This is a genomic window from Kluyvera sp., assembly GCF_047971185.1.
GTDB lineage: Bacteria > Pseudomonadota > Gammaproteobacteria > Enterobacterales > Enterobacteriaceae > Kluyvera.
On record NZ_JBKDZH010000057.1, the window covers coordinates 25,207 to 46,711 of the forward strand.

The following is a 21,505-nucleotide window of genomic DNA, read 5'->3' on the forward strand; positions in this document are numbered from 1 at the left end:
TCTCAAAATCGAGGGTCCTAAAAATGGCAAAAATCGCTAAGAAACTCACTGACACTGAAATCAAAAATACCAAGCCAGCAGAAAAGGAAATCAACCTTTTTGACGGTGATGGCCTGATACTACGAATCGCTCCCCTATCAAAGGGTGGTAAGAAAAATTGGTATTTCAGGTATGCAGTGCCAGTAAGTAAGAAGCGAACAAAGATGAGCTTAGGAACCTATCCTCATCTCACACTTGCCAAGGCACGGGCTTTACGTGATGAATACTTGTCGCTGCTGGCAAATGGTATCGATCCGCAGATCCACAACAACGATAAAGCTAATGCTCTTAAGGATGCCACTGAGCACACGCTACAAGCGGTTGCTAGGAAATGGTTAGATGAAAAGGTTAAGACCTCTGGTATCTCTCCAGACCACGCAGAAGACATCTGGCGGAGCCTTGAACGAAATATTTTCCCCGGTTTAGGCAACGTTCCTATCAAAGAGATCCGTCCCAAGCTCTTAAAACAACATCTTGACCCCATAGAACAACGAGGCGTATTGGAAACCCTACGCCGTATCATTTCACGTCTAAATGAAATCTTCCGTTGGGCTGCGACAGAAGAACTTATTGAGTTTAATCCTGCTGACAATCTCGGCCAGAGATTTAGCAAACCCAAAAAGCAAAATATGCCAGCTTTACCACCAGATGATTTACCCCGATTCTTAATTGCTCTATCTAACGCGTCTATACGGCTCGAAACACGTCTTCTAATTGAGTGGCAACTCCTTACGTGGGTTCGTCCGGGAGAAGCTGTCCGTGCTCGGTGGAATGATATTGACGAAGATAATCGATTCTGGAACATCCCCGGTGAGTTTATGAAGATGAAGCGCCCTCACAAGATTCCGCTGAGCAAAGAGGCTATGCGCATCCTTGAGTTAATCAGACCAATCAGTGGTCATAGAGAGTGGGTTTTCCCAAGTATCAAAGCCCCGCTTAATCACATGCATGAGCAAACAGCTAATGCTGCAATCATCCGAATGGGATTCGGTGGTGAACTGGTAGCTCACGGAATGCGTTCTATAGCAAGAACGGCTGCTGAAGAAAGTGGTAAATTTAGAACAGAGGTGCTTGAATCAGCCTTAGCTCATACCAAGAACAATGAAATCATAGCCGCTTACAATCGTGCTGAGTATCTTGCTGAAAGAACACAGTTGATGCAGTGGTGGGGAGATTACGTTCAGGCGCAGAAGCGTAGAGCTATGGCAGCATGAAAGTAGATTGATGATGGCAACAACAATAGTGCTGTATTTTTCTACAGCACATGATTTTACAATAGAAAATGTTTACTGATTTCCTCTTGCCACGTTGTTATGGTTCAAACTTCAAGCAATGATTTTAGGTCCATCGCTATGTTATCGCTTGAAAATGGTATTATATAAAAAGAGGAAATTATACGAAGAGCAAGATTGAGAGGCCTGATGAACGCTGGAGAGATTGGAACTGAAGCCGGACGTATTTTTGAATACAACTTACCAAGCCATTGGATTTTCCGAAGCCAAGAAGATCAAAATGATTTTGGTATTGATGGAGAAATTGAACTCAAAGATGGTAGTGGCAAAGCTCTTGGAAAAGAGAGTGTTTTCAAAGTTCAGATTAAGGGTGAAGAGAACTCAACTTTTATTCATGATAATAGCTTATTATCATTTACCCTGAAAACAGAGCGTTTGAGATATTACTTTGAATTTAAAGTGCCTGTTATTTTAGCTGTAGTAGAAATCACCTCTGAGAAAATATTTTGGCTACCCTTAACTAACAATGAAATATTAAGAGAAAAGGCATCAAAATCTAATCAAAATGAAACCATTCAAGTTCATATCCCAATTGAGAATACGTTAGTAAGAAAAGATATTGCTTCAGCAAATAAAATATTAGATGCTGTCATGGATTGTTGGGATCACTTGAATATTAAGGGGCTTAAGGATTCTGTTGTCAGATATCCTATCATTAGTCCGTCATCACTCGATAAGAAAATTGAAGATATAGGTGAAGCATTATATAAAGCGTATCACCAGCAGCTGGATAATCTTTTATCTGAAAGAAAATATGACTCTGTTTTTGAACGTTCTACCGAAATAAGCAATTCACCAATAGTTCCAGCAAAAGATAGATTTATCGCAGTATTATATTATTTGCAAGCATTCCAAATTTCTCCTTATACTAATATCAAGAGAGAAGTTTACAGAGAAAATTTTCATATTTGCCAGCATTTGATACTATTAGCCAGAGAGCAAAAAAGTCGGATTCACAGATTAATTGCTTTAGGAAAATCAAGGAAAGCAAAATTTAAGGCTCAGCTGGATCAGCTTCATGCAAGTCATCATTCAGTCAATCACTTCGAAGAAAAATCTTTAGAGCGTTATATTTACAATGATCAAACTCAAATAATGTATAGAGATTGTTGTATCTCCCTACAAAAGATCATTGAGTTATGTAATCGTATGACAAGAGATCAGCAATATCACATACTCTCAGATTTTTTTGTTGATATCTATGCATCAATTTTAATATTCAAAGGAATCCATGAAGCACGAGGTTCTAAGGAATCCATTGATTTTCTAGATGATTGGTATGAAAGAATGTCATTATTAGTAATGACATATTGTGTATTATCAAAAGATATTGAAAAAATTGAAAAATTATACTTCCTTACTGCCACCTTACTAAAACAAAATCCTAAAGCAACCCAACCCCATCGGAAAATGATTCTTTCAACTTTTCCTGATTTTGAGAAAGCCCTAACAGAAATAGAAAATCATGTTATCAGTCTTGACAGTCAAAAAGATTTTTATGATCTTACAACTGAAGAGCAAAAAGAATACTTCTTGAGTATGGCCAAAAATCTAGGAATGGACCCTGATGACCCACAAGGAGAACATCATGAGTTCCTTAAAATTGGATTTGCTAATTATGATCCCACAAATATAATGAAAAACTGTGAGCATTTATTCGTTCATTATCGCCCCGGAGGAATATTTGCCCAATCATTGAGAATGCACTCTCTCGGCGGGATGCATCTCTTAATCTGCTTAAAACACGGACATGCTCAAGGAACAGGAAATTTATTAAGCCAATTATATGACAGTACTGGCAGTTATGATTTTGGTAATAGCTTCAAACAATCAAATTGTGATAAATGCGCGGATTGTAAACCAAGAGAGGAGAGTTGGGCATGGAGTCTCAAATGGTATTTAAAAGAAGTTGAACGTCATAAAACTCTTCTTAAGAAGAATAGATTTTAATTACCTATCGATGTTTATATTTCAGATTAAGTGGCTGTCTGACATAGGCCACTTAAAATCCATCTTCCTACTTTAATACTCATAAAAACCAAATAACATCTCTTTTATCTTGGCTTAAAAACTTGGCGCTCAATAATCTGTTCATCTTCTTGTTGTGATGATTTTGATATCTCAATTTTCATTCTTGATTTTAACTTCGATTTAAATCTAATTTCATTCTCAGCTAAATAAGCTGGCTTTTTCTTTATTTCCTCATGAATAGTTTTCTCTTTGTTCTTTGGCTGAATAACTGGTTTTTTAATACCTAAACGATCTCTTATTTCTTCGATCTTAGTTGCTCTACTATTGATTTTGACACGGCTTTTGAGTCTAAATTTATTTGTGGCTGCGTTGGCTGTTTCTGCATGATCAAGTATCCTACTGATAGAACCGCCGCTAAATTTAGGACTCCAACTATTGAGGCTACTTTTAGTATAAGTTTTGATTGATTCTTTATTGTATTGTTTTTTAACTCTGTTGAGTATTTGTGCAGCTTTTTGTGTTGTTCTTCTAACTTTAGGGCTTGTTGGTCTATTATATTTTTCGCTGAGTTTAAAGCTGTTGTTGTTGTTTCTAACGAGTTGTTCAGCCTTGTTAGTGTCTGCTGTGTCTGATTCAATGCTGTGCTGACTGATTCTGATAATATCATCATCGATTCGGTCAGTGGCTCTACTGTCATTGATATTTGGTTCAATAAGTGATCGTCCAATACTATTTGGTTCATCATCTTTTCTTGCTGAGAAACTTCTAACGAGTTCATCATCTCTATTTTTGTCATATTTCACCTTTTTTTTAATAGTGTTCCAGCTAAATTTTTTGCCTAAAGAAGATCCCTTAAACGCTATGTCATTTACACTGAATGAACCCCCCGCCACGTTGCCAGTGCTGGCAACATTGAACCTTGGTTCAATGCCTACGGCCTGCAGACGTTCTACGAACGTCTCTAAGTGAGGTTTTCCTGTCATAGCCGCCTGTAAGGCGTTCTGTAGCACGATACGAGCTGGTTTTTCACCTGTACGAAGAGCTTGCTCGATCTCGTTCTTGGTTGGTGCTGATACGTCTGATTTTTGACCTTTAAGTCCCTGTGTAATGGTTAAGCCGTGTTTTACTTCTAAACGTTCACAAGCTGTTATTGTATTAAATGCTGAGTGCTGACCGTGCCATACAGAACCATCAAGGCCGACACGATTCGCTACTATATGGATATGGTCTTTATCAGTATCTTTATGACGCACACAAATATATTGATGTTTGTCTATATCGATATTCATTTCTTTCAAATAGTCTTTTGCTATCTCTTGCCATTGTTCATCTGTGAGCTTCTCATCTTTTGGAAGAGATAAAAACGCATGAAAAACAGTTTTTTTTATATCTTGCCTAAAACTGCTAACAGCTTTAAACTCATCAGTTAAATCACTAACATTATTTTTATCTGCTGACATATTGCTACAAATGAAATCATGATCATCTTTCAATATATACTTAACTCTATTTTTAAATGATTTACCTGATTTAGCCACGTATCCCTTCATAATTTAGATCCTTGTTTATTTCTAATATCCTTCTGCTAACTTGCTTTATATTAAACATAAGTTTATCAACTTCATTTTTATCAAAATACTCATTGCTATTTAGTTTTTTAGTTGATTGATTTATATTATTACCAATAGCTGAAAGCTGAATATATGTTTTCTGGTTAACTTCTGGCATTTTTCTTCTTACAACAGGTTCAGATTTTAATATTTCTCTTCGTATGTAATGGCCTCTTTCAAGTCCAGAGGCTTCCACTAAGGATTTTAAATATTCAAACTCTGCTTTGTTTACTCTAAACTGTATAGAGATATCTCTGCGTTCTTCGTGATTCAATTCTATACGTCCTCTCTTTCTATCTGTATCCATATTTATTATCCACCTGTAAACATATAATCTCTTATAGCTTTTATATAGTCTTCATCATTTTCATCAATCAACGATTCTAGAAGGTCATCAGCTTTATTTTCTTGTATATATCTATGAGCCACAAAATAGCACAACCTTTGTTCATCACTATTTATTTCACAAAAAGATATATCTTTATCTTGTTCAATGTAGTAAAAAAATCGTGCTAACAATTCAACGTTCATTTTTTGGCTCATTTGTTTCTCTATGTCATCCCTATTCACACTCTATGCCTCCTCTTATATTTAATCAGTGCTTTTTTATCTATCATTTTTCTAACATCTGATATTGATTGCTTTGCTTCGCTTGAAGAGTCTTTTTTACCCATACAACTACGGATCATGAAGCCGCCAAGCATTATACAAAGAAACATCATTGCTATTGCTATAATCATATATTAATTTCCTCAACTAAAATGAATATAAAACTCATCTTCTTCTTTTGATTTCAAAACAACATTATTATAAAAATCTTTAATGTCATTGATACGTTCAGGATCTGGATAGTTCTTGATTTCCTCACTATTTATTATTTTATTCAATGCGTTTTCTGCTCCCTTTTTACTTATTGTTTTACCTTCATTACTACCTGAAAAATGATTATCATATTCTTCACAATGAAAACTCTTATAAAAAACAGCACCAGCATAACCAAAGAAGAAAGCTATTTTTTCATCTTTTTTTCTTTCAATACTAAAATCGTGCGACATATCTATAACTCCTAATATTATTTATAATATCCAAAGTAAATCTTTGGGGTTTGATTTACCGCCTCCCCTTTGATAAGGGGAATTGGTGGAAGGGTAGATTTTTTAACAACCCTCCAAGCGTAGCGCGTGGGGGCAATCCGAAGGATTGGGTAAATAGCGGATACGCTATTACACCTTGCCTCAGTTTCCGAAAAACAAAAAACAAAGCTGAACTACACCTATATTTAAATAAATAACCGATAATAAGATCTAGTCAATAGCGGCTACATAAATAAATACACTGCACGACAAATTAAATGCAAATAAAAGATAGGATGAATAATATATTGTCTTTCTGGTATCTGTGCGTAATAGGTAGCTTTGCGTAAAATTTGCAGCGAGGGTCAGGTCGTCAAGTAATAGATCGCGGGGTCCCGCTGACGGCTTATATGTCAGTGGGTTCCGATTTATTACTTGATGACGCAATGAAGGAAATAAACTTTAGATAGGTGATGGTTCGCACTGCGAGCCATCACCTTGAAAGACAGGGCAGTTTTACATCCTTCGTCTAAAAGAAATCCGTTCAGAAAAAGCCAACTTGCTAATAATAAATCCAAAAATTGCAATGACAAACAAACTTATATTAAATGCAACTATCCCTGCACTCAGCCCGATCAAAATAGACATTATAAAAGTGCCAAGTATAACTAAAAAAACACACCAACCCGGAGGAGCACCGTATAATATAGTTGCTTGACATCCCGTGCATACGTGAACCCCTTTCTGACTTTCTTTTAGACAGTAGGGACATTGAATGATATTGTTTTCCATTTCCTAATCCTCTAATCTTTCTTAAAAACCGCACCTTGGTAAACTACACCGCCTTTGACTTTTTCTATTTTAAAAGTCCAAGAACCAAGATCTTTGTTTTGAGTTCTTGCGATATAAACAGGCTTTTGGCTTTCATCCCAGCTTTTAACAGTAAAAACGCCATTTCTGAACTTGATCACATCTTTCTGAACATCAAGCCTGACACCGTATTGTTGATTAACGTAGCTGCCATAGATGCCATCATCGCCACAACCCGACAGCAGGACGGCAAGACCTGCCGCTAACATAAATTTGCGCATAACTTTTCCTTCACCAATAGCACAGACCTACGATTGATCTGTAAACGCCTTAGAATTCAATTATTTTTATGTCTAGTCATATCGTTTGTACCGATCGAAAAAATGCACCATGATAGTCTAAAACTATCACATTATGATAATCGATCGTTTAAAACAATTAACAACGATCGATTTAGCACCTTTTGATTGATAAAAACTATCGATATTGACATATCGATCTTTTATACCGATCATTTTCTGTTTAGGATTTGGATCTTGAAGGGATAACAACGTGAAAAGTTCTATGGCGGGATATCTGGCGCGAGACTTTTTTCTTATATTTTTTAGATATGGTTTTCTTTTTATTTTATTAGGCTTCGCCCTATATCTTTTTTAGATCTAGTTCTACTTTATATTTTATTGGTGCCATAAAACAAGGCACCTTTGCTATAAATAAAAACAGCCTTACTGAGAGTTATATACTGCCTTGTGTTCGCCCCCGAAAAGGGGACTTCATCCAAGGCTTCGCCTCCTGAAATTTTCAACTTATTTTGTTGAAAATCTATCAAGATTGGCGAAAACCAAGATGAAAAATATGACTTCACCCAAGTTGATCTGGCTTAAAGCTCTACATCGTTTCCAATGTAGGACACCCTACGACACCCCCAGATTCGTTCATGCAGATTAATGTATTGTTATCCCCTATTAATGCTGTCAACAAAGGTAGGGCTTTCTCATAGCTATTCCATATACAACTTCACTTATCTGTTTAGAACTTCGCTTCGGGTTGGTATTACGTCGCTTCCCCTTCTATACCTACAACCAACAAAACATACGGACATCTCTTATTAGCGACTCGCGCTCAATTGCTCCACATATGCAGACCTGATACAAAGGTTTATAATTTGATTGCTTTCGAGGACATTAAAGCTTCTGGAAGTGGTATTTAAAAGACTTGTAAAAAGCTCAGATTTAGATTTGACAAATATGAAAATATTATTTAATACTTTATTATATTTGTAATCACGTTAATCCTCTAACTGATTACAAGACTTAAAAAGTTTTCGCTGACTTTTTTAGTCCTTAAAAAGTCAGATTTATCATCTGGCTTTTTTTGTATCTTTATTTTTTATAAGACTTATATTTTAATAGTCAAGAGAAACAAATAAAATATTTCACAAAATCATTATTGATTAATGATAGCAAAACCTAATAAAGGTCAGAAATATATCTGACCTTTTGCTTAAGATATCAATACTATTCATATAAAATCTCTAAACGCTATACAATCCATTTTGAGCTATTTTATTTTCACATATAACAAATCATAATGGCCTCTGTATGCATGCACATTATATTTATTCTAACCTCTTCAAAATCTATGTATCTATGCTGACTTTGATCAATACTCTTCTTCGTTTTATCAATAATATCATCGTAAACGGTTTCCATATAATATTTGTCGGTAAATAGATCGAATACTTCATTAGCAGGCTTCGCAAGCACTTTCTTGGTAAAGCGAGAGTATTCTAGCAATGCTGTAAGTTCTGCTGAGTTCTGACTATTACATTTATTTTCTTTTTTCATTTTTGGTTCCTTATTTAATCGTTAAGTAAATATCCCCCCACACTTTCATGTATTTTTATTAAAGGGATCGTTATATTCAAACACAGGCCTATATATTTATTATATATGACCTCCTAACTTCATTTATAAAAATATTATCATGCTGCTTTATTACGTGACGCGTAAATCATTTGGTCGATCCACTCATCAACTTCACTTTCTACGAACCTGATTGCTCGATCACCTAGTTTTATAGGTGCAGGGAATTGACCACGACTAATCAATCGATAAATCCAAGCTTTACAAAATCCGGTTCTTTCCAACACTTCAGGCATACGGATAAATCTTTTTCTTTCTGTCATACATTTCTCCATTGTTGTTTTGATGGATGCAGTATCTTCAGATCGCTTATGGCGATCAACTATCAAAAAGCACGAATTGATCAAGGGGTGGTGTTTTTTTAGTCAGATTTATGAAGAGTATTTTGAAAGCAAGCCAGCATAGGCTTAGGAGGACTTCTGCAAAAAGTGCTATTTTTCTGGTCTATTTAAGTTTTTTTAATAAATAGTTATTTATCAATGATTTAAATTATTCATGATTTAATTCTGTACTATTCCTCTTTATAATCCTTGTTTAACACTTTGAGAAGACTTAGTTGGAGGTAAGATTTTGCATACGGGAAATAGCCTCTGGAGAGGAAAGGCTATGTTTCGTGAGTTCAACTCCTAAACGTGCAGTATCTAAGATTTTAGCTCTGGAATAAGTAAAATCAGTGATGACGCCTTTTTTAGGACCCTTTAATGAACCCTTAATTAATAACGATACAAAAATAACCATAAAAATCATATAAGTGTAAAATAAAACACAGGGACGCCAGCCCAAAATTCTCCATCGGTGATTACCAGAGTCATCCGATGAAGTCCTAAGAGCCCGCACGGCGCAAGCCCTGCGGGCTTTTTTGTGCCTTCAATTTTTGCGGCGAAATCCGAAGACAACTAATTAAATCCGAACCTTTTAGGCACCTCATAAAGCTTAAGGTGCCTAAAACGATGGAAACCCGGCAATGCCAAGACAAACTCCCCCCACGGGCGGTCTGCTACCACCGGGCTGGCGTTGAGAGTCACGACATAACAATACGCCTGCCTCCGTTCATCAACTGAACATCGGCAGGCGCACTTATTCTCAGAATGCCGATCTTAATGACAGTTCAAAAATGATCTTTTCCGCCTGGCAAGAAAACGTCACGGACGCGTCCAGCTTCGCCTCGTTGCCAACGTTCTGAATCTGGTACACAACCTCAGCGTCTTCGCCCGAGGCAGCAGCAGCAGCCAGTTTCTTGATTTTCGCGACCGCTAGCTCAGCTTCATTTTTCGTCGGAAAAACGCGCTCGATCGGACAGGTACAATCGTCATTTTCAATAATTGTGCCAATATCGATCGCACACCCTTTAGTACTGCACTTATCAACAACATCTTTCATAATGATAACCTCGTATGTTTGCACTCAGGATAGGACGCTGCCGATGGAAAATCCATACTTTTAGTGCGTAATGCGCCCTATCCCCCGCGAACGAAGCTAACCTTATGCGCCCATCATTTTCGCGAACCAGAACTTACAAACGCCATTACGCACATTCCATGTCTGCGCGGGTTTATCTTTGTATTGTTCATAAATTTTATCCAGGTTATCGCTCCCGGACAGCTTCAGATCCTGTGGAACTTCCACGACGCCCTGATAGGGGATAGCAACATAATGTTTGCCCGCTTCAGGAATAAACGCGGTTTGCGTGGTGATTTGATGTCCGCTGGAATTGTTCATCACGTATAGCGACCAGTGAGTATTGGGGCGAATGCGGCTTTCATAAAAACGGTTCACCTTGCCTTCCATAAGATTATTGCTGATATAAATCAGCTCCTGATCTTTGTAGCAATCGCCTTCCTTCGCAAAACGCTGGAAATAAATCAGCCCCTGGTGCTGCTCGTTGAGCTGAGTGTAAACCACCGCAGCATCTTGCCCGGTATACGGCTCATAACGTTTTGTGCCCACCGGCCCCGGCGCACACGCTGATGCCAGTAACGCGAGTCCAACTACCATCCCAGAATATAAATGACGCACTGTCGCCCCTCTTAGTCACTCTTTGTTATTTTTGTCGTTCGACAAAAGGATATGTTTCCTGAATATTTACCACCAACCCCCAATAATAGTGGGCGGTTTTAAAACCGCAACCCGCTGTATTAGCAGAATAATCTGATAGCGATATTGATGGCCGTAACAGGGGGGCATTCCCGTTATCCCGCTACCAACCGCGCTTTCGATAGCGATGGTACTGCAAAATCAACTCCGCCAGCTCATCCTCCACCGCGTAAAAATAGGCCTCCGGCACATCCAGCACGGCGGCGAGTTTACAGACCAGACGAAAATCAGGCGCGTGCACCTCGTTTTCGTAAGAGCTAATACGTGCGCTCGCCGACTCCTCATCCAGCCCCGCCGCCACGCCCAGCTCCGCCTGCTTGAGATCTGCATTAATCCTCGCGATCTTTAATCTTTTACCAATCACCGCAACGGCCCAGTTTCGCTTCACCAGCCTAAATTATCCCTCCCTGGCCCGGATCCATCTTCAACTTTAACCACATCAATTCAAGGGATACTTGAATTTATATGAAGTTAATAACAGTTTTTAAGAACACAACGTTTCATGATGCGGCCAGGGCATTCACCCTTACCTCATACACATAAGGAATTTTTCCATGGAAACTCGCCACTTCTTTTTGCACCATGACCGCTATCTTCATGACGACCAAATCGCCTGCTCCGGACAGGACGAGCACCATGAACGCTACTTTGGCGCAGTCAGCGCGCCAATCGTTCAGACCAGCCTGTTTGTCCAGAAAGACTACCAATCCTACTGCGATGACATGCTGTGCGAGGCGGAGCGCTTTATCTACTCACGCGGCTTAAACCCTACGGTGCAGATGGTTGAAGAGAAGCTGGCAAAGCTTGAACGAGGGGAGTCCTGCCGCTGTTTCGCTTCAGGAATGGGGGCAATTAGCGCCGCGCTGCTGGCCAACCTGCGTAGCCAGGATCATATTATCTTCGTCAATAACGTCTACGGACCAGCGCTAGCTCTGGTTAAACAGATGGCGAGCCGATATGACATCAGCTACGACATTGTGCTGGATGGCAACATAGCCGAAATTGAACGTCATATCCGCCCCACGACGCGCGTTATCTACACCGAATCGCCCGGCACGATGACCATGAATATTGTCGATCTCTCCGCCATCGCCGCGCTGGCGAAGGCGCGCGGTATTACCACGATGATTGACAACACCTGGGCGACGCCGCTCTTTCAGAAGCCGCTGACGCTGGGTTTCGATATCGTGATCCACTCCTGCACTAAGTATCTCGGCGGCCACAGCGATCTGATCGCGGGCGCGGTGATTACCTCACACGACCGCATGACGGAGATCCGCGACTTCTCCCACCAGCTACTGGGCGCCGTACTGTCGCCGTTCGCCGCCTGGCTACTGCTACGCGGCCTGCGCACGCTGCCGGTGCGTATGCAGCGCCACCAGGAGAACGTGCTACAGATCATCGACTATCTCAAAACCCGGCCGGAAGTCGAAAATATTCGTCACCCGGCGCTGGCCAATGGGCAGCAGCAGGAGATTATCCGTCGGCAGATGATGGGGTTCTCCGGCCTGTTTGCGTTTGAGATTAAAGACGGCGATTTTGCGCAGGTAAAAGGCTTTATCGACAACTGTCGTCTGTTCAAGATTGGCTGTAGCTGGGGTGGATATGAAAGCTTAATCATCTCGCCAAACCGCGGCTACAACGAGGAAGCGCTGGCAGCCCATAACATTGCGCCGGGGCTTATTCGCCTGTCGATTGGGCAGGAAAGCCCGGAACTGCTGATTGCCGATCTGGATCGCGCCTTTACCGCTATCGCCGGAATGAGAGGCTAATCCAATGCATACGCAGAAAAAACCAACGTTTACCTCGGCGTTATTGCTTCTTGCGGTCATCTTTATCATTTTTGCCGTCGGCATCGGTCTGCTGAACTACCCGGTAGAGTTCACGCTAATCTGTATCACCATTGTTACCAGCTTTTACGCACGCTTATACGGCGGTAGCTGGAAACAGGTGATGAACGCGCTGGTCGGGAAAATTAAGGACGCGGTGCCGGCGATGCTGATCCTGCTTTCTATCGGCATGCTGATAGGCTGCTGGATGGTTTCCGGCACCATCCCGCTGATGGTACTTTATGGCCTGGAAGTGATTAACCCTGCCTATCTGTATCTTACCGCCTTCCTGGTGACCGTCTGTATTTCGACCTTTACCGGCACCTCGTGGGGCACCGCGGGTACCATCGGCGTCGCGCTGATCGCCGTTGCCACGGCAATGGACGTCTCACTGCCCATTACCGCGGGCGCCGTCATTTCAGGGGCCTATTTTGGCGACAAGCTTTCTCCCCTCTCTGACACCACCAATATGGCCGCCATCGCCGCTGAAGCGGATCTCTACCAGAGCATCCGCAATATGCTCTATACCGCGCTGCCGGCGTTTGTGGTCGCCTGTATCGGGTTTTACCTGCTCGGTAATCATCTGCAGGCAGGCACACCTGAGCAGTTGCAGGCAATAGAGGTGATGAAATCGGCGCTGCGGGGCGCGTTCTGGCTGAACCCGTTGCTGCTGTGTCCGGCGCTGCTGGTATTTGCTGGCGCAGTTCGCAAATGGGACTCGGTGCTGGTTCTGGTTGCTTCGGCGCTGTCCGGCATTGTGCTCGCCGTCCTGTTTCAGGATATCGTACTCGCTGACACGATCGCCGCGGCCATCAACGGCTTTAAGTCGACGATGCTCCCGGGATTACAGGCTATAGCGATGGATGAAGCCACGGCCAGAAATATCAACGTGCTGCTCAATCGCGGCGGCATGTATTCCATGGTCAGCCCGATCGTCGTCATGCTGTGCGCGTTTATTTTTGCCAGCGCGCTCGAGGTTTCGGGGGCGCTGGCGGTCATTCTCAGCAGCCTGGTCAAAAAGCTGCACACCATTACGCGCACCGTGCTCGCCACTATTGTCACCAGTTCGGTGCTGGTGGCCTGTACCGGCAACGCGGTGATCAGCTTTTTTATCGTCAAGAGTATGTATGACCCCTGCTACAAAGAGAAAAAGCTGCATATGGTCAATATGTCGCGCGCAATGGAGTCCGGCGCGACGCTGCTTGAAGGCCTGTTTCCGTGGACCATCTCCGGCATGTTTATGGCGAAAACGCTGGGCGTAGCCACGCTGGACTATATGCCCTTTACGCTGTTTAACCTGTCGTGCCTGCTGTTTGCGGTTATCTTTGCCATCCTGCCTCGATGGACACACTTTGGCACCCGATTCGTTCCCACTACCGCGTAACGTCATACCGCCCACAGACTGGCGTCTGTGGGCATTTTTCACGCCATCCCCCCCTTCCCACCCGGTGTAAATTGACACAAATCAAAGATGTATTTTGTTTGAATCTTCAAGGCTGGACGACGCACACCTTCATATGCAAATGTAATTGATAGTAATTATTATTATCATACTCATACTTATTTATAGGTTAATGATGCGTAACACACTGACTCGAGGGTCATTCGTACTCTCCGCCCTGCCGCTGTTTATCGCAGGTGCCGTTTCCGCTGCCACAGCCCACACAGCTCAACACAAAACCAGCAAAGAAGAGACTCTCGTCGTCACGGCGAACCGCTCGGAAAGTCACCTCTGGGAAAGCCCGGCGACCATTCAGGTCATCGATCATCAGACGTTGCAAAATTCCACCAGCACCTCGATTGCTGACGATCTCCAGGATATCCCCGGCGTTGAGGTCACCGATAACGCGCTGGCCGGGCGCAAGCAGATTCGTATTCGCGGCGAAGCCTCTTCGCGCGTGCTGATACTGATCGACGGTCAGGAGGTCACCTACCAACGCGCCGGCGATAACTATGGCGTTGGCCTGCTGATTGACGAGTCGGCGCTGGAGCGTATTGAGGTGGTGAAAGGTCCCTACTCCGTCCTGTACGGCTCACAGGCCATCGGCGGCGTAGTGAATTTTATCACCAAAAAAAGCGGCGATAAGCCGATCGCTGGCACCGTAAAAGCGGTCTACAACTCCTCTACCGCCGGCTGGGAAGAGTCTGCCGCTGCCTGGGGCAGCATCGGTCAGTTTGATTACCGCATCAACGGCAGCTACTCCGATCAGGGCGATCGCAAAACGCCGGATGGCCGTCTGCCCAATACCCACAACCGCAATAACAGCCAGGCCCTGTGGCTGGGCTACAACCTCGATAACCAGCATGTTGGGCTGTCGCTCGACCGCTACCGGCTCGCTACGCAGACCTATTTTGAAGATCCGGACGGTGAGTACGATGCCTTCAGCGTCAAGCTGCCAAAACTGGAACGTGAGAAAGTCGGCCTGTTCTACGACGTGGACGTCAACGGCGACTACCTGAAGAAAATCCACATTGACGCCTATCAGCAGACCATTGAGCGCCAGTTTGAGAATGAAGTAAAAACGACGCAGCCTATTCCAAGCCCGATGATTCAGGTGCTGACCGTTCATAACCAGACTCAGACCCATGATAAGCAGTACACTCAGGGCATCACGCTGCAGAGCAATTTCTCCCTGCCGGCCAACAATGAACTGGTGCTTGGCGCGCAGTATAAGCGCGATCGCGTCTCCCAGACCTCGAACGGTAATACCACGAGCCAATCCGCCACCGGGCTGATCAATACCGCCACCCAAACCCGTTCCTACTATGAGTCCGAGCAGAGCAATACCTCACTGTTTGCACAGAACGACTGGCGCTTTGCGGATAACTGGACATGGACGCTGGGCGCGCGCCAGTACTGGCTCTCCTCAAAGCTGACCCGCGGCGATGGTCAGTCCGCGACCGCTGGCGTCATTAGCGATACGTCCATCCCAACCTCATCCACCAACGACCGCGAACTGGTCACCTCCACCAGCCTGCGCTACTCCGGCTTCGACAACATTGAGCTGCGTGCCGCCTTCGCCCAGGGCTACGTCTTCCCCACGCTCTCGCAGCTGTTTATGCAGACGTCAGCGGGCGGCGGAACCACCTACGGCAACCCGGATCTGGAAGCCGAGCACTCCAACAACGTCGAGCTGGGCGCCCGCTATAACGGCAACCTGTGGCTGGTGGACGGGGCCGTCTACTACTCGGAAGCGAAAGACTACATTGCCAGTATCGCCTGTTCCGGCCAGTCTCAGTGCAACGGCAACACCTCCTCCTCGCGCGGCGGATATTACTACTACGACAATATCGACCGCGCCAAAACCTGGGGCATGGAGCTGAGCGCGGAGTACAACGGTTGGATCGTTTCCCCTTACGTCAGCGGCAACCTGATCCGCCGTCAGTACGAAGGCCAGACGCTAAAAACCACCAATACCGGCGAACCCAGCGTCAACGGTCGTATCGGGGTAAAACACACGCTGATGCTGAATCAGGCCAACGTGACCTCGGATATCTACATCCGTGCGGCTTCCAGCGCCAAAGATGACACCGGCAGCAAAGAAGTCCGCACTCCAGGCTGGGCCACGCTAAACCTGGCGGTTAACACCGAATTTGGTGCTGAAGACCAGTATCAGGTCAATCTGGCCCTGAATAACCTCACCGATAAACGCTACCGCACGGCGCACGAATCCATTCCTGCGGCGGGCTTTAACGCGGCTATCGGCTTTGCATGGAACTTCTGATGATAAAAAAACTGGCGATTGGACTCCTGGCGCTCACCTGCGCGCTAAGCACGCAGGCCGCCGAGCGCATTGTGGTGGCGGGCGGCTCGCTCACCGAACTGATTTATGCCATGGGCGCGGGTAGCAGCGTGGTTGGGGTGGATGAAACCACCTCTTATCCCCCGGAAACCGCCGCGCTGCCGCACATTGGCTACTGGAAGCAGCTCAGCAGCGAAGGCATTTTGTCGCTGCGCCCGAGCCGTTTTATTACCTGGCAGGACGCGGGGCCGCAGCTGGTGTTAGAGCAGCTGCGCTCGCAGAAGGTTGACGTTGTCACCCTGCCCCGCGTGCCGGCCACCGTCGACCAGATGTACGCCAACATCCACGCGCTCGCGAAAACGCTGGGCGTAGAGGACCAGGGGAATGCGCTGGTTGACGATATCCGTCAGCGTCTGGAGAAGGTGGCGCAGAGCAGCGCCAGCAAACCGGCGCCGGTGAAAGCGCTGTTTATCCTCAGCGCGGGCGGCAGCGCGCCGCAGGTGGCGGGCCAGGGTAGCGTCGCCGACGCCATTATGACGCTCGCGGGCGCACAAAACGTGGCGCAGCACCCGCAATATCGCAGCTACAGCGCCGAGGCGCTGATTGCCGCCAATCCGCAGGTAATAGTCGTCACCTCACAGATGGTGGAAGGCGACATCAACCGCCTGAGCACCATCGCCGGCATTACCCGCACCGCGGCGTGGAAAAACAAGCGGATCGTCATTCTCGATCAGGCGCTGATCCTGGGGATGGGGCCGCGCGTCGCCGACGCCGTTGAAACGCTGCACCGCCAGTTCTGGCCAAACTAAAGGACGTTGAAATACCCGTTATGCTGAATACGACAAACGAGCTGGATCTCACCCCGCATTTTGCGCTGGAGGGCGGTCAGCCCTTCAAAGACCGCCGGGCCACCATGCCCTGGCGTGGCGCTATCCCCATTGCTAAAGAGCAGCTGGCGCACACCTGGCTGGAGGTGCTAAGCCACGCCACGCCGCCGCGTAAGCGCCTGCTGTATCTGCATATTCCGTTTTGCGCCACCCACTGCACCTTCTGCGGTTTTTATCAGAACCGCTATGAAGAAGATCGCTGCGCGCGCTACACCGATGCGCTGCTGCGCGAAATCGAGATGGAAGCCGACAGCGTGCTGCATCAGTCCGCGCCGATCCACGCGGTCTACTTTGGCGGCGGTACGCCGTCCGCACTCTCGGCGGGCGACCTGGCGCGTATTATCACCGCCCTGCGCGCGCGCCTGCCGCTGGCGCCGGACTGTGAAATCACCATTGAAGGACGGGTGCTGAACTTCGACGACGCGCGCATCGACGCCTGTCTGGACGCGGGGGCCAACCGTTTTTCTATCGGTATTCAGTCATTTAACAGCAAAATTCGTAAAAAAATGGCCCGCACCTCCGACGGCCCTACGGCCATCACTTTTATGGAAGGGCTGGTGCGCCGCGATCGTGCGGCGGTGGTCTGCGACCTGCTGTTTGGCCTGCCGGGGCAGGACGCCAGGCTGTGGGGCGAAGACCTGGCGATCGCCCGCGATATCGGGCTGGACGGCGTCGACCTCTATGCCCTCAACCTACTGCCGAACACCCCGCTCGGCAAGGCCGTCGAAAATGGCCGTACGCAGGTACCGCAACCCGCGGAACGTCGCGATCTCTACCTTCAGGGCTGTGATTTTATGGACCAGGCGGGCTGGCGCTGCATCAGCAACAGCCACTGGGCGCGCACTACCCGCGAACGCAACCTCTATAACCTGCTGATTAAGCAAGGCGCCGACTGCCTGGCGCTGGGGTCCGGTGCCGGCGGCTCGGTAAACGGCTATTCGTGGATGGTGGAACGCGACCTGAATCGTTGGCATGAATCGATCGCCGCGGGCAAAAAGCCGCTGATGATGATGATGCGCACCGCCGATCGCGGCTTCCAATGGCGTCATACGCTGCAGTCCGGCGTGGAAACCGCCCGTGTACCGCTAGATGCGCTCACGCCGCACGCCGCGCGCCTTGCCCCGCTGCTGGCGCAATGGCACCGCGCCGGGCTCACCCGCGATGCGTCCACCTGCCTGCGCCTGACCAACGAAGGACGCTTCTGGGCAAGCAACATTTTACAGTCTCTTGATGAGTTAATTCAGGAGCTTAACGCACCGCGCATTGCGGTAGAAACCCCATAACAGGAGTTAATGATGAGCAATATCTCACTGCAGGACTTTTTAAAAACCGAGCCTGACGGCACCCTGGAAGCCATCGCCGGGCAATACAACACCACCCTGCTGGAGGTAGTGAAAAACGTGCCGTCGCATACCCTGGTCACCGGCGACAAGTTTGACACCGTCTGGGATACCGTCTGTGAATGGGGCAAAGTCACCACGCTGGTTCATACCGCCGACGTTATTCTGGAATTTACCGGCGAGCTGCCGTCCGGCTTCCACCGCCACGGCTACTTTAACCTGCGCGGTAAAAAAGGCATGACCGGCCACATCAAGGCCGAAAACTGCACCCATATTGCCCTCGTTGAGCGCAAATTCATGGCCATGGACACCGCCTCCATTCTGTTCTTCAACGCGGCGGGCAGCGCGATGTTCAAAATTTTCCTCGGCCGTGACGACCACCGCCAACTGCTGAGCGAACAGGTTGACGCCTTCCGCACCCTGGCCGCTGCGCTGAAAGGGGAAGCCTGATGAGCCCATGGCTGATTTTCGGCGCGGGCGGCAAGGGCGTTGGCGCGCTGACGGTTGAGCGCGCGCTGGCGGAAAAGCGCCCGGTGGTCGCGCTGGTGCGCAAGCCAGAAGCCGCGCTTCGCCTGGAAGCCAGGGGCGTTCAGGTGGTGATCGGCGACGCCTGCTATGCCGAACGCGTGGCGCTGGCCTGCCAGGCGGCGGGCCCGACGGCAACGGTCATTTCCTCGATGGGCGGCGCGCAAGACTATCTGGCGCACCGCACGGTGATTGATGAGGCGGAAAAAGCGGGTATTCGCCGCATGATCCTCGTCTCATCGCTGGGCTGCGGCGACAGCTGGCCGTACCTTTCCGATCGCGCCAAAGCGGCGTTTGGTCAGGCGGTAAGGGAGAAAACCCTGGCGGAAAGCTGGCTGCAAACCAGCGCACTTGATTATGCCATTTTGCGTCCCGGCGGGCTGCTGAGCGGCGAGGCTACCGGCAACGCGCAGCGCTTCCAGCAGCAGGAAGTGCACGGTTTTGTGCAGCGTGCCGACGTTGCCGCGCACATTCAGGCGCTGGCCGCCAAGCCAGCGCTGGGCCATCAGGTCTACAGCCTGGTTGAGCCGGGCCTCAAACCGGCTTAATCCCTTCGCGGCGCTGCCCGTCAGCGCCGCAATGATGTTATGGAGATTCGCGTGTTTAAGGATTCACTCTCTTCCTTCAGCGTTTTTATCGGCCTGCTGCTGATGCTGGCGACCCTCGTGCTGGTCGGCGCCAGCCAGGGGGCGCTAAAAATAACCCTGGCTTCCCTGCTGGATGAACAGTATCGCGATATCTGGCTCAATATTCGCCTGCCGCGCGTGCTGCTGGCGGTGCTAGTCGGCGGCGCGCTGGCGACGGCGGGGGTGATTATGCAGGGGCTGTTTCGCAACCCGATGGCCGACCCCGGCCTGCTCGGCGTCAGCAGCGGCTCGGCGCTGATGGTCGGCGTGGCGATTATCTTCCCGATCTCGTTACCGGCGGTGGTGATGCTGTACGAGCAGATGATCTTCGCCGTCGCCGGGAGTCTGGTGGTCTGCGCGGTTATTTTCCTGATTAGCCTGCGCCACATTCACGGCGGCATGATGCAGCTGCTGCTGGCCGGTATCGCCATCAACGCGCTGTGCGGCGCGGCGATTGGCGTACTGAGCTACGTTGGCGATGAACAGCAGCTACGCCAGCTGACCCTGTGGATGATGGGCAGCCTCGGGCAGGCACAGTGGCCAACGCTGCTGGTCGCCGCCTCGTTTGCCCTCCCGGCGATGGTGGCCACTGGCTGGCTGGCCACCACCCTCAATCTGCTCCAGCTGGGCGACGAAGAGGCGCACTACCTCGGCGTGAACGTGAAGCGTCAGCGCCAGCTGCTGCTTTTACTCAGCTCGCTGCTGGTCGGCGCCGCCGTCTCGGTCAGCGGCGTTATCGGCTTTATTGGCCTGGTGATCCCCCATCTGATTCGCATGACTATCGGCGCCGATCACCGCTGGCTGATCCCCTGCTCAACCCTCGCCGGTGCCTGCCTGCTGCTGGTGGCCGATACGCTGGCCCGCACGCTGGTACAGCCTGCTGAAATGCCGGTTGGTCTGCTAACCAGCCTGATTGGCGGGCCGTACTTTTTATGGCTAATCCTGCGCACCCGGAGAGCACTATGATTAACGCCCAGAACCTGACCTACAGCCTTAACGGGCGTCGCCTGACCAATAACGTTTCGCTGACGCTGCCCGGCGGCGAAATCGTGGCGATTCTGGGGCCTAACGGCGCGGGCAAATCGACGTTGCTGCGCCAGCTTACCGGCTATCTGCAACCGGACAGCGGCCGCTGTTCGCTGTTCGGGCGGCCGTTAACCGACTGGCCAACGGCAGAGCTGGCGAAGACGCGCGCGGTCATGCGCCAGAACAGCCACATGGCGTTTCCGTTCAGCGTGATGGAAGTGATTCGCATGGGCCGCCACCCGCACCGCACCCGTAACCCGCGCGATGAGAGCGAGCAGATTATGGCGTTGTGCGGCTGTCGCGAGCTGGCGTCGCGCGACTACCGCCACCTCTCCGGCGGCGAGCAGCAACGGGTACAGCTGGCGCGGCTGTTAGTCCAGCTCTGGGAACCGGAACCGTCGCCCAAATGGCTGTTTCTGGATGAGCCGACCTCGGCGCTGGATATTCATCACCAGCAGCATTTGTTCCGCCTGCTGCGCCAGCTGGTAGAGGAGCGTCAGTTTAATGTCTGCTGCGTGTTGCACGACCTCAACCTGGCCGCGCGCTACGCCGACCGCATTATCCTGCTGGAAAAGGGACAGGTGGTGGATAACGGCGCGCCGCAGGAGGTGCTGACCGAATCGGCGCTGCGCAACCTTTACCAGGCGGAGATTTCCGTCGCGCATGCTGATGATGACGCGCCGCTGATCGTCCTCGACAGATAGCCGTGTACCGG

At 48.0% G+C, this 21,505-nt stretch carries 21 protein-coding genes and 1 pseudogene; 11 read left to right on the plus strand and 11 right to left on the minus strand.

Annotated features, from left to right (window positions below):
- Nucleotides 1-23 precede the first annotated feature (23 nt).
- The gene (locus ACK5JN_RS16450) at nucleotides 24-1,253 is read left to right on the plus strand and encodes an integrase domain-containing protein (protein WP_416871148.1); all 1,230 of its coding nucleotides are present in this window, start codon (nucleotides 24-26) and stop codon (nucleotides 1,251-1,253) included.
- 207 nt (nucleotides 1,254-1,460) lie between these two features.
- Complete coding sequence (locus ACK5JN_RS16455) at nucleotides 1,461-3,281, plus strand: DUF4365 domain-containing protein (RefSeq protein ID WP_416871149.1); 1,821 nt, start codon at nucleotides 1,461-1,463, stop codon at nucleotides 3,279-3,281.
- A 104-nt stretch (nucleotides 3,282-3,385) separates the two neighbouring features.
- On the opposite strand, the gene ACK5JN_RS16460 is transcribed toward ACK5JN_RS16455, so the two are convergent.
- The 11 genes and pseudogenes from ACK5JN_RS16460 to ACK5JN_RS16510 form a co-directional block, all read right to left on the minus strand.
- Nucleotides 3,386-4,852: a relaxase/mobilization nuclease domain-containing protein gene (locus ACK5JN_RS16460; RefSeq protein ID WP_416871150.1), complete on the minus strand. Its 1,467-nt coding sequence runs from the start codon at nucleotides 4,850-4,852 to the stop codon at nucleotides 3,386-3,388.
- Nucleotides 4,833-5,219, minus strand: coding sequence for a MobC family plasmid mobilization relaxosome protein (locus tag ACK5JN_RS16465; protein ID WP_262941628.1), 387 nt, complete (start codon nucleotides 5,217-5,219; stop codon nucleotides 4,833-4,835). The genes ACK5JN_RS16460 and ACK5JN_RS16465 overlap by 20 nt, the downstream gene beginning before the upstream one ends.
- A 5-nt stretch (nucleotides 5,220-5,224) precedes the next feature.
- Entirely contained in the window at nucleotides 5,225-5,482 is a 258-nt protein-coding gene (locus ACK5JN_RS16470; RefSeq protein ID WP_416871151.1) for a hypothetical protein, read from the minus strand.
- Between the two features lie 182 nt (nucleotides 5,483-5,664).
- Complete coding sequence (locus tag ACK5JN_RS16475; RefSeq protein ID WP_416871152.1) at nucleotides 5,665-5,967, minus strand: hypothetical protein; 303 nt, start codon at nucleotides 5,965-5,967, stop codon at nucleotides 5,665-5,667.
- Nucleotides 5,968-6,501: 534 nt separating this feature from the next.
- Nucleotides 6,502-6,777: a hypothetical protein gene (locus ACK5JN_RS16480; protein ID WP_071839117.1), complete on the minus strand. Its 276-nt coding sequence runs from the start codon at nucleotides 6,775-6,777 to the stop codon at nucleotides 6,502-6,504.
- Between the two features lie 11 nt (nucleotides 6,778-6,788).
- Complete coding sequence (locus ACK5JN_RS16485; protein ID WP_185219591.1) at nucleotides 6,789-7,076, minus strand: hypothetical protein; 288 nt, start codon at nucleotides 7,074-7,076, stop codon at nucleotides 6,789-6,791.
- A gap of 1,290 nt (nucleotides 7,077-8,366) precedes the next feature.
- A complete protein-coding gene (locus tag ACK5JN_RS16490) occupies nucleotides 8,367-8,642 on the minus strand; it encodes a hypothetical protein (protein WP_061155636.1) in 276 nt (91 codons plus the stop codon).
- A 137-nt stretch (nucleotides 8,643-8,779) separates the two neighbouring features.
- A complete protein-coding gene (locus ACK5JN_RS16495) occupies nucleotides 8,780-8,983 on the minus strand; it encodes a helix-turn-helix transcriptional regulator (RefSeq protein ID WP_044695395.1) in 204 nt (67 codons plus the stop codon).
- An 820-nt stretch (nucleotides 8,984-9,803) separates the two neighbouring features.
- Entirely contained in the window at nucleotides 9,804-10,100 is a 297-nt protein-coding gene (locus ACK5JN_RS16500) for a DUF406 domain-containing protein (RefSeq protein WP_416871153.1), read from the minus strand.
- Nucleotides 10,101-10,202: 102 nt separating this feature from the next.
- Nucleotides 10,203-10,667 (minus strand): hypothetical protein, encoded by a 465-nt coding sequence (locus ACK5JN_RS16505; protein ID WP_416871154.1) that lies wholly within the window; start codon nucleotides 10,665-10,667, stop codon nucleotides 10,203-10,205.
- A 250-nt stretch (nucleotides 10,668-10,917) separates the two neighbouring features.
- Nucleotides 10,918-11,252 (minus strand): annotated as a pseudogene (locus ACK5JN_RS16510) (helix-turn-helix domain-containing protein).
- 116 nt (nucleotides 11,253-11,368) lie between these two features.
- On the opposite strand from ACK5JN_RS16510, the gene ACK5JN_RS16515 reads away from it, so the two are divergent.
- The 9 genes from ACK5JN_RS16515 (at nucleotide 11,369) to ACK5JN_RS16555 (ending at nucleotide 21,494) form a co-directional block, all read left to right on the plus strand.
- Nucleotides 11,369-12,586 carry a trans-sulfuration enzyme family protein gene (locus ACK5JN_RS16515; protein ID WP_416871155.1) on the plus strand — a complete coding sequence of 406 codons (1,218 nt, stop codon included), beginning with the start codon at nucleotides 11,369-11,371 and terminating at the stop codon, nucleotides 12,584-12,586.
- Nucleotides 12,587-12,590: 4 nt separating this feature from the next.
- Nucleotides 12,591-14,027 carry a Na+/H+ antiporter NhaC gene (gene nhaC, locus ACK5JN_RS16520; protein ID WP_416871156.1) on the plus strand — a complete coding sequence of 479 codons (1,437 nt, stop codon included), beginning with the start codon at nucleotides 12,591-12,593 and terminating at the stop codon, nucleotides 14,025-14,027.
- 193 nt (nucleotides 14,028-14,220) lie between these two features.
- The gene (locus ACK5JN_RS16525; RefSeq protein WP_416871185.1) at nucleotides 14,221-16,368 is read left to right on the plus strand and encodes a TonB-dependent receptor plug domain-containing protein; all 2,148 of its coding nucleotides are present in this window, start codon (nucleotides 14,221-14,223) and stop codon (nucleotides 16,366-16,368) included.
- Nucleotides 16,356-17,195, plus strand: coding sequence for a heme/hemin ABC transporter substrate-binding protein (locus ACK5JN_RS16530; RefSeq protein WP_416871157.1), 840 nt, complete (start codon nucleotides 16,356-16,358; stop codon nucleotides 17,193-17,195). The genes ACK5JN_RS16525 and ACK5JN_RS16530 overlap by 13 nt, the downstream gene beginning before the upstream one ends.
- Before the next feature lie 23 nt (nucleotides 17,196-17,218).
- On the plus strand, nucleotides 17,219-18,556 hold the full coding sequence (gene hutW / locus ACK5JN_RS16535; protein ID WP_416871186.1) for a heme anaerobic degradation radical SAM methyltransferase ChuW/HutW: 1,338 nt from the start codon (nucleotides 17,219-17,221) through the stop codon (nucleotides 18,554-18,556).
- Nucleotides 18,557-18,568: 12 nt separating this feature from the next.
- Nucleotides 18,569-19,063, plus strand: coding sequence for a heme utilization cystosolic carrier protein HutX (gene hutX / locus ACK5JN_RS16540; RefSeq protein WP_416871158.1), 495 nt, complete (start codon nucleotides 18,569-18,571; stop codon nucleotides 19,061-19,063).
- Nucleotides 19,063-19,686 (plus strand): SDR family oxidoreductase, encoded by a 624-nt coding sequence (locus ACK5JN_RS16545; RefSeq protein WP_416871159.1) that lies wholly within the window; start codon nucleotides 19,063-19,065, stop codon nucleotides 19,684-19,686. Before hutX ends, ACK5JN_RS16545 begins: the two co-directional genes overlap by 1 nt.
- Nucleotides 19,687-19,737: 51 nt before the next feature.
- Nucleotides 19,738-20,730, plus strand: a complete 993-nt coding sequence (locus ACK5JN_RS16550) for a FecCD family ABC transporter permease (protein ID WP_416871160.1) — start codon at nucleotides 19,738-19,740, stop codon at nucleotides 20,728-20,730.
- Nucleotides 20,727-21,494: a heme ABC transporter ATP-binding protein gene (locus ACK5JN_RS16555; RefSeq protein ID WP_416871161.1), complete on the plus strand. Its 768-nt coding sequence runs from the start codon at nucleotides 20,727-20,729 to the stop codon at nucleotides 21,492-21,494. Before ACK5JN_RS16550 ends, ACK5JN_RS16555 begins: the two co-directional genes overlap by 4 nt.
- Nucleotides 21,495-21,505: the final 11 nt, after the last annotated feature.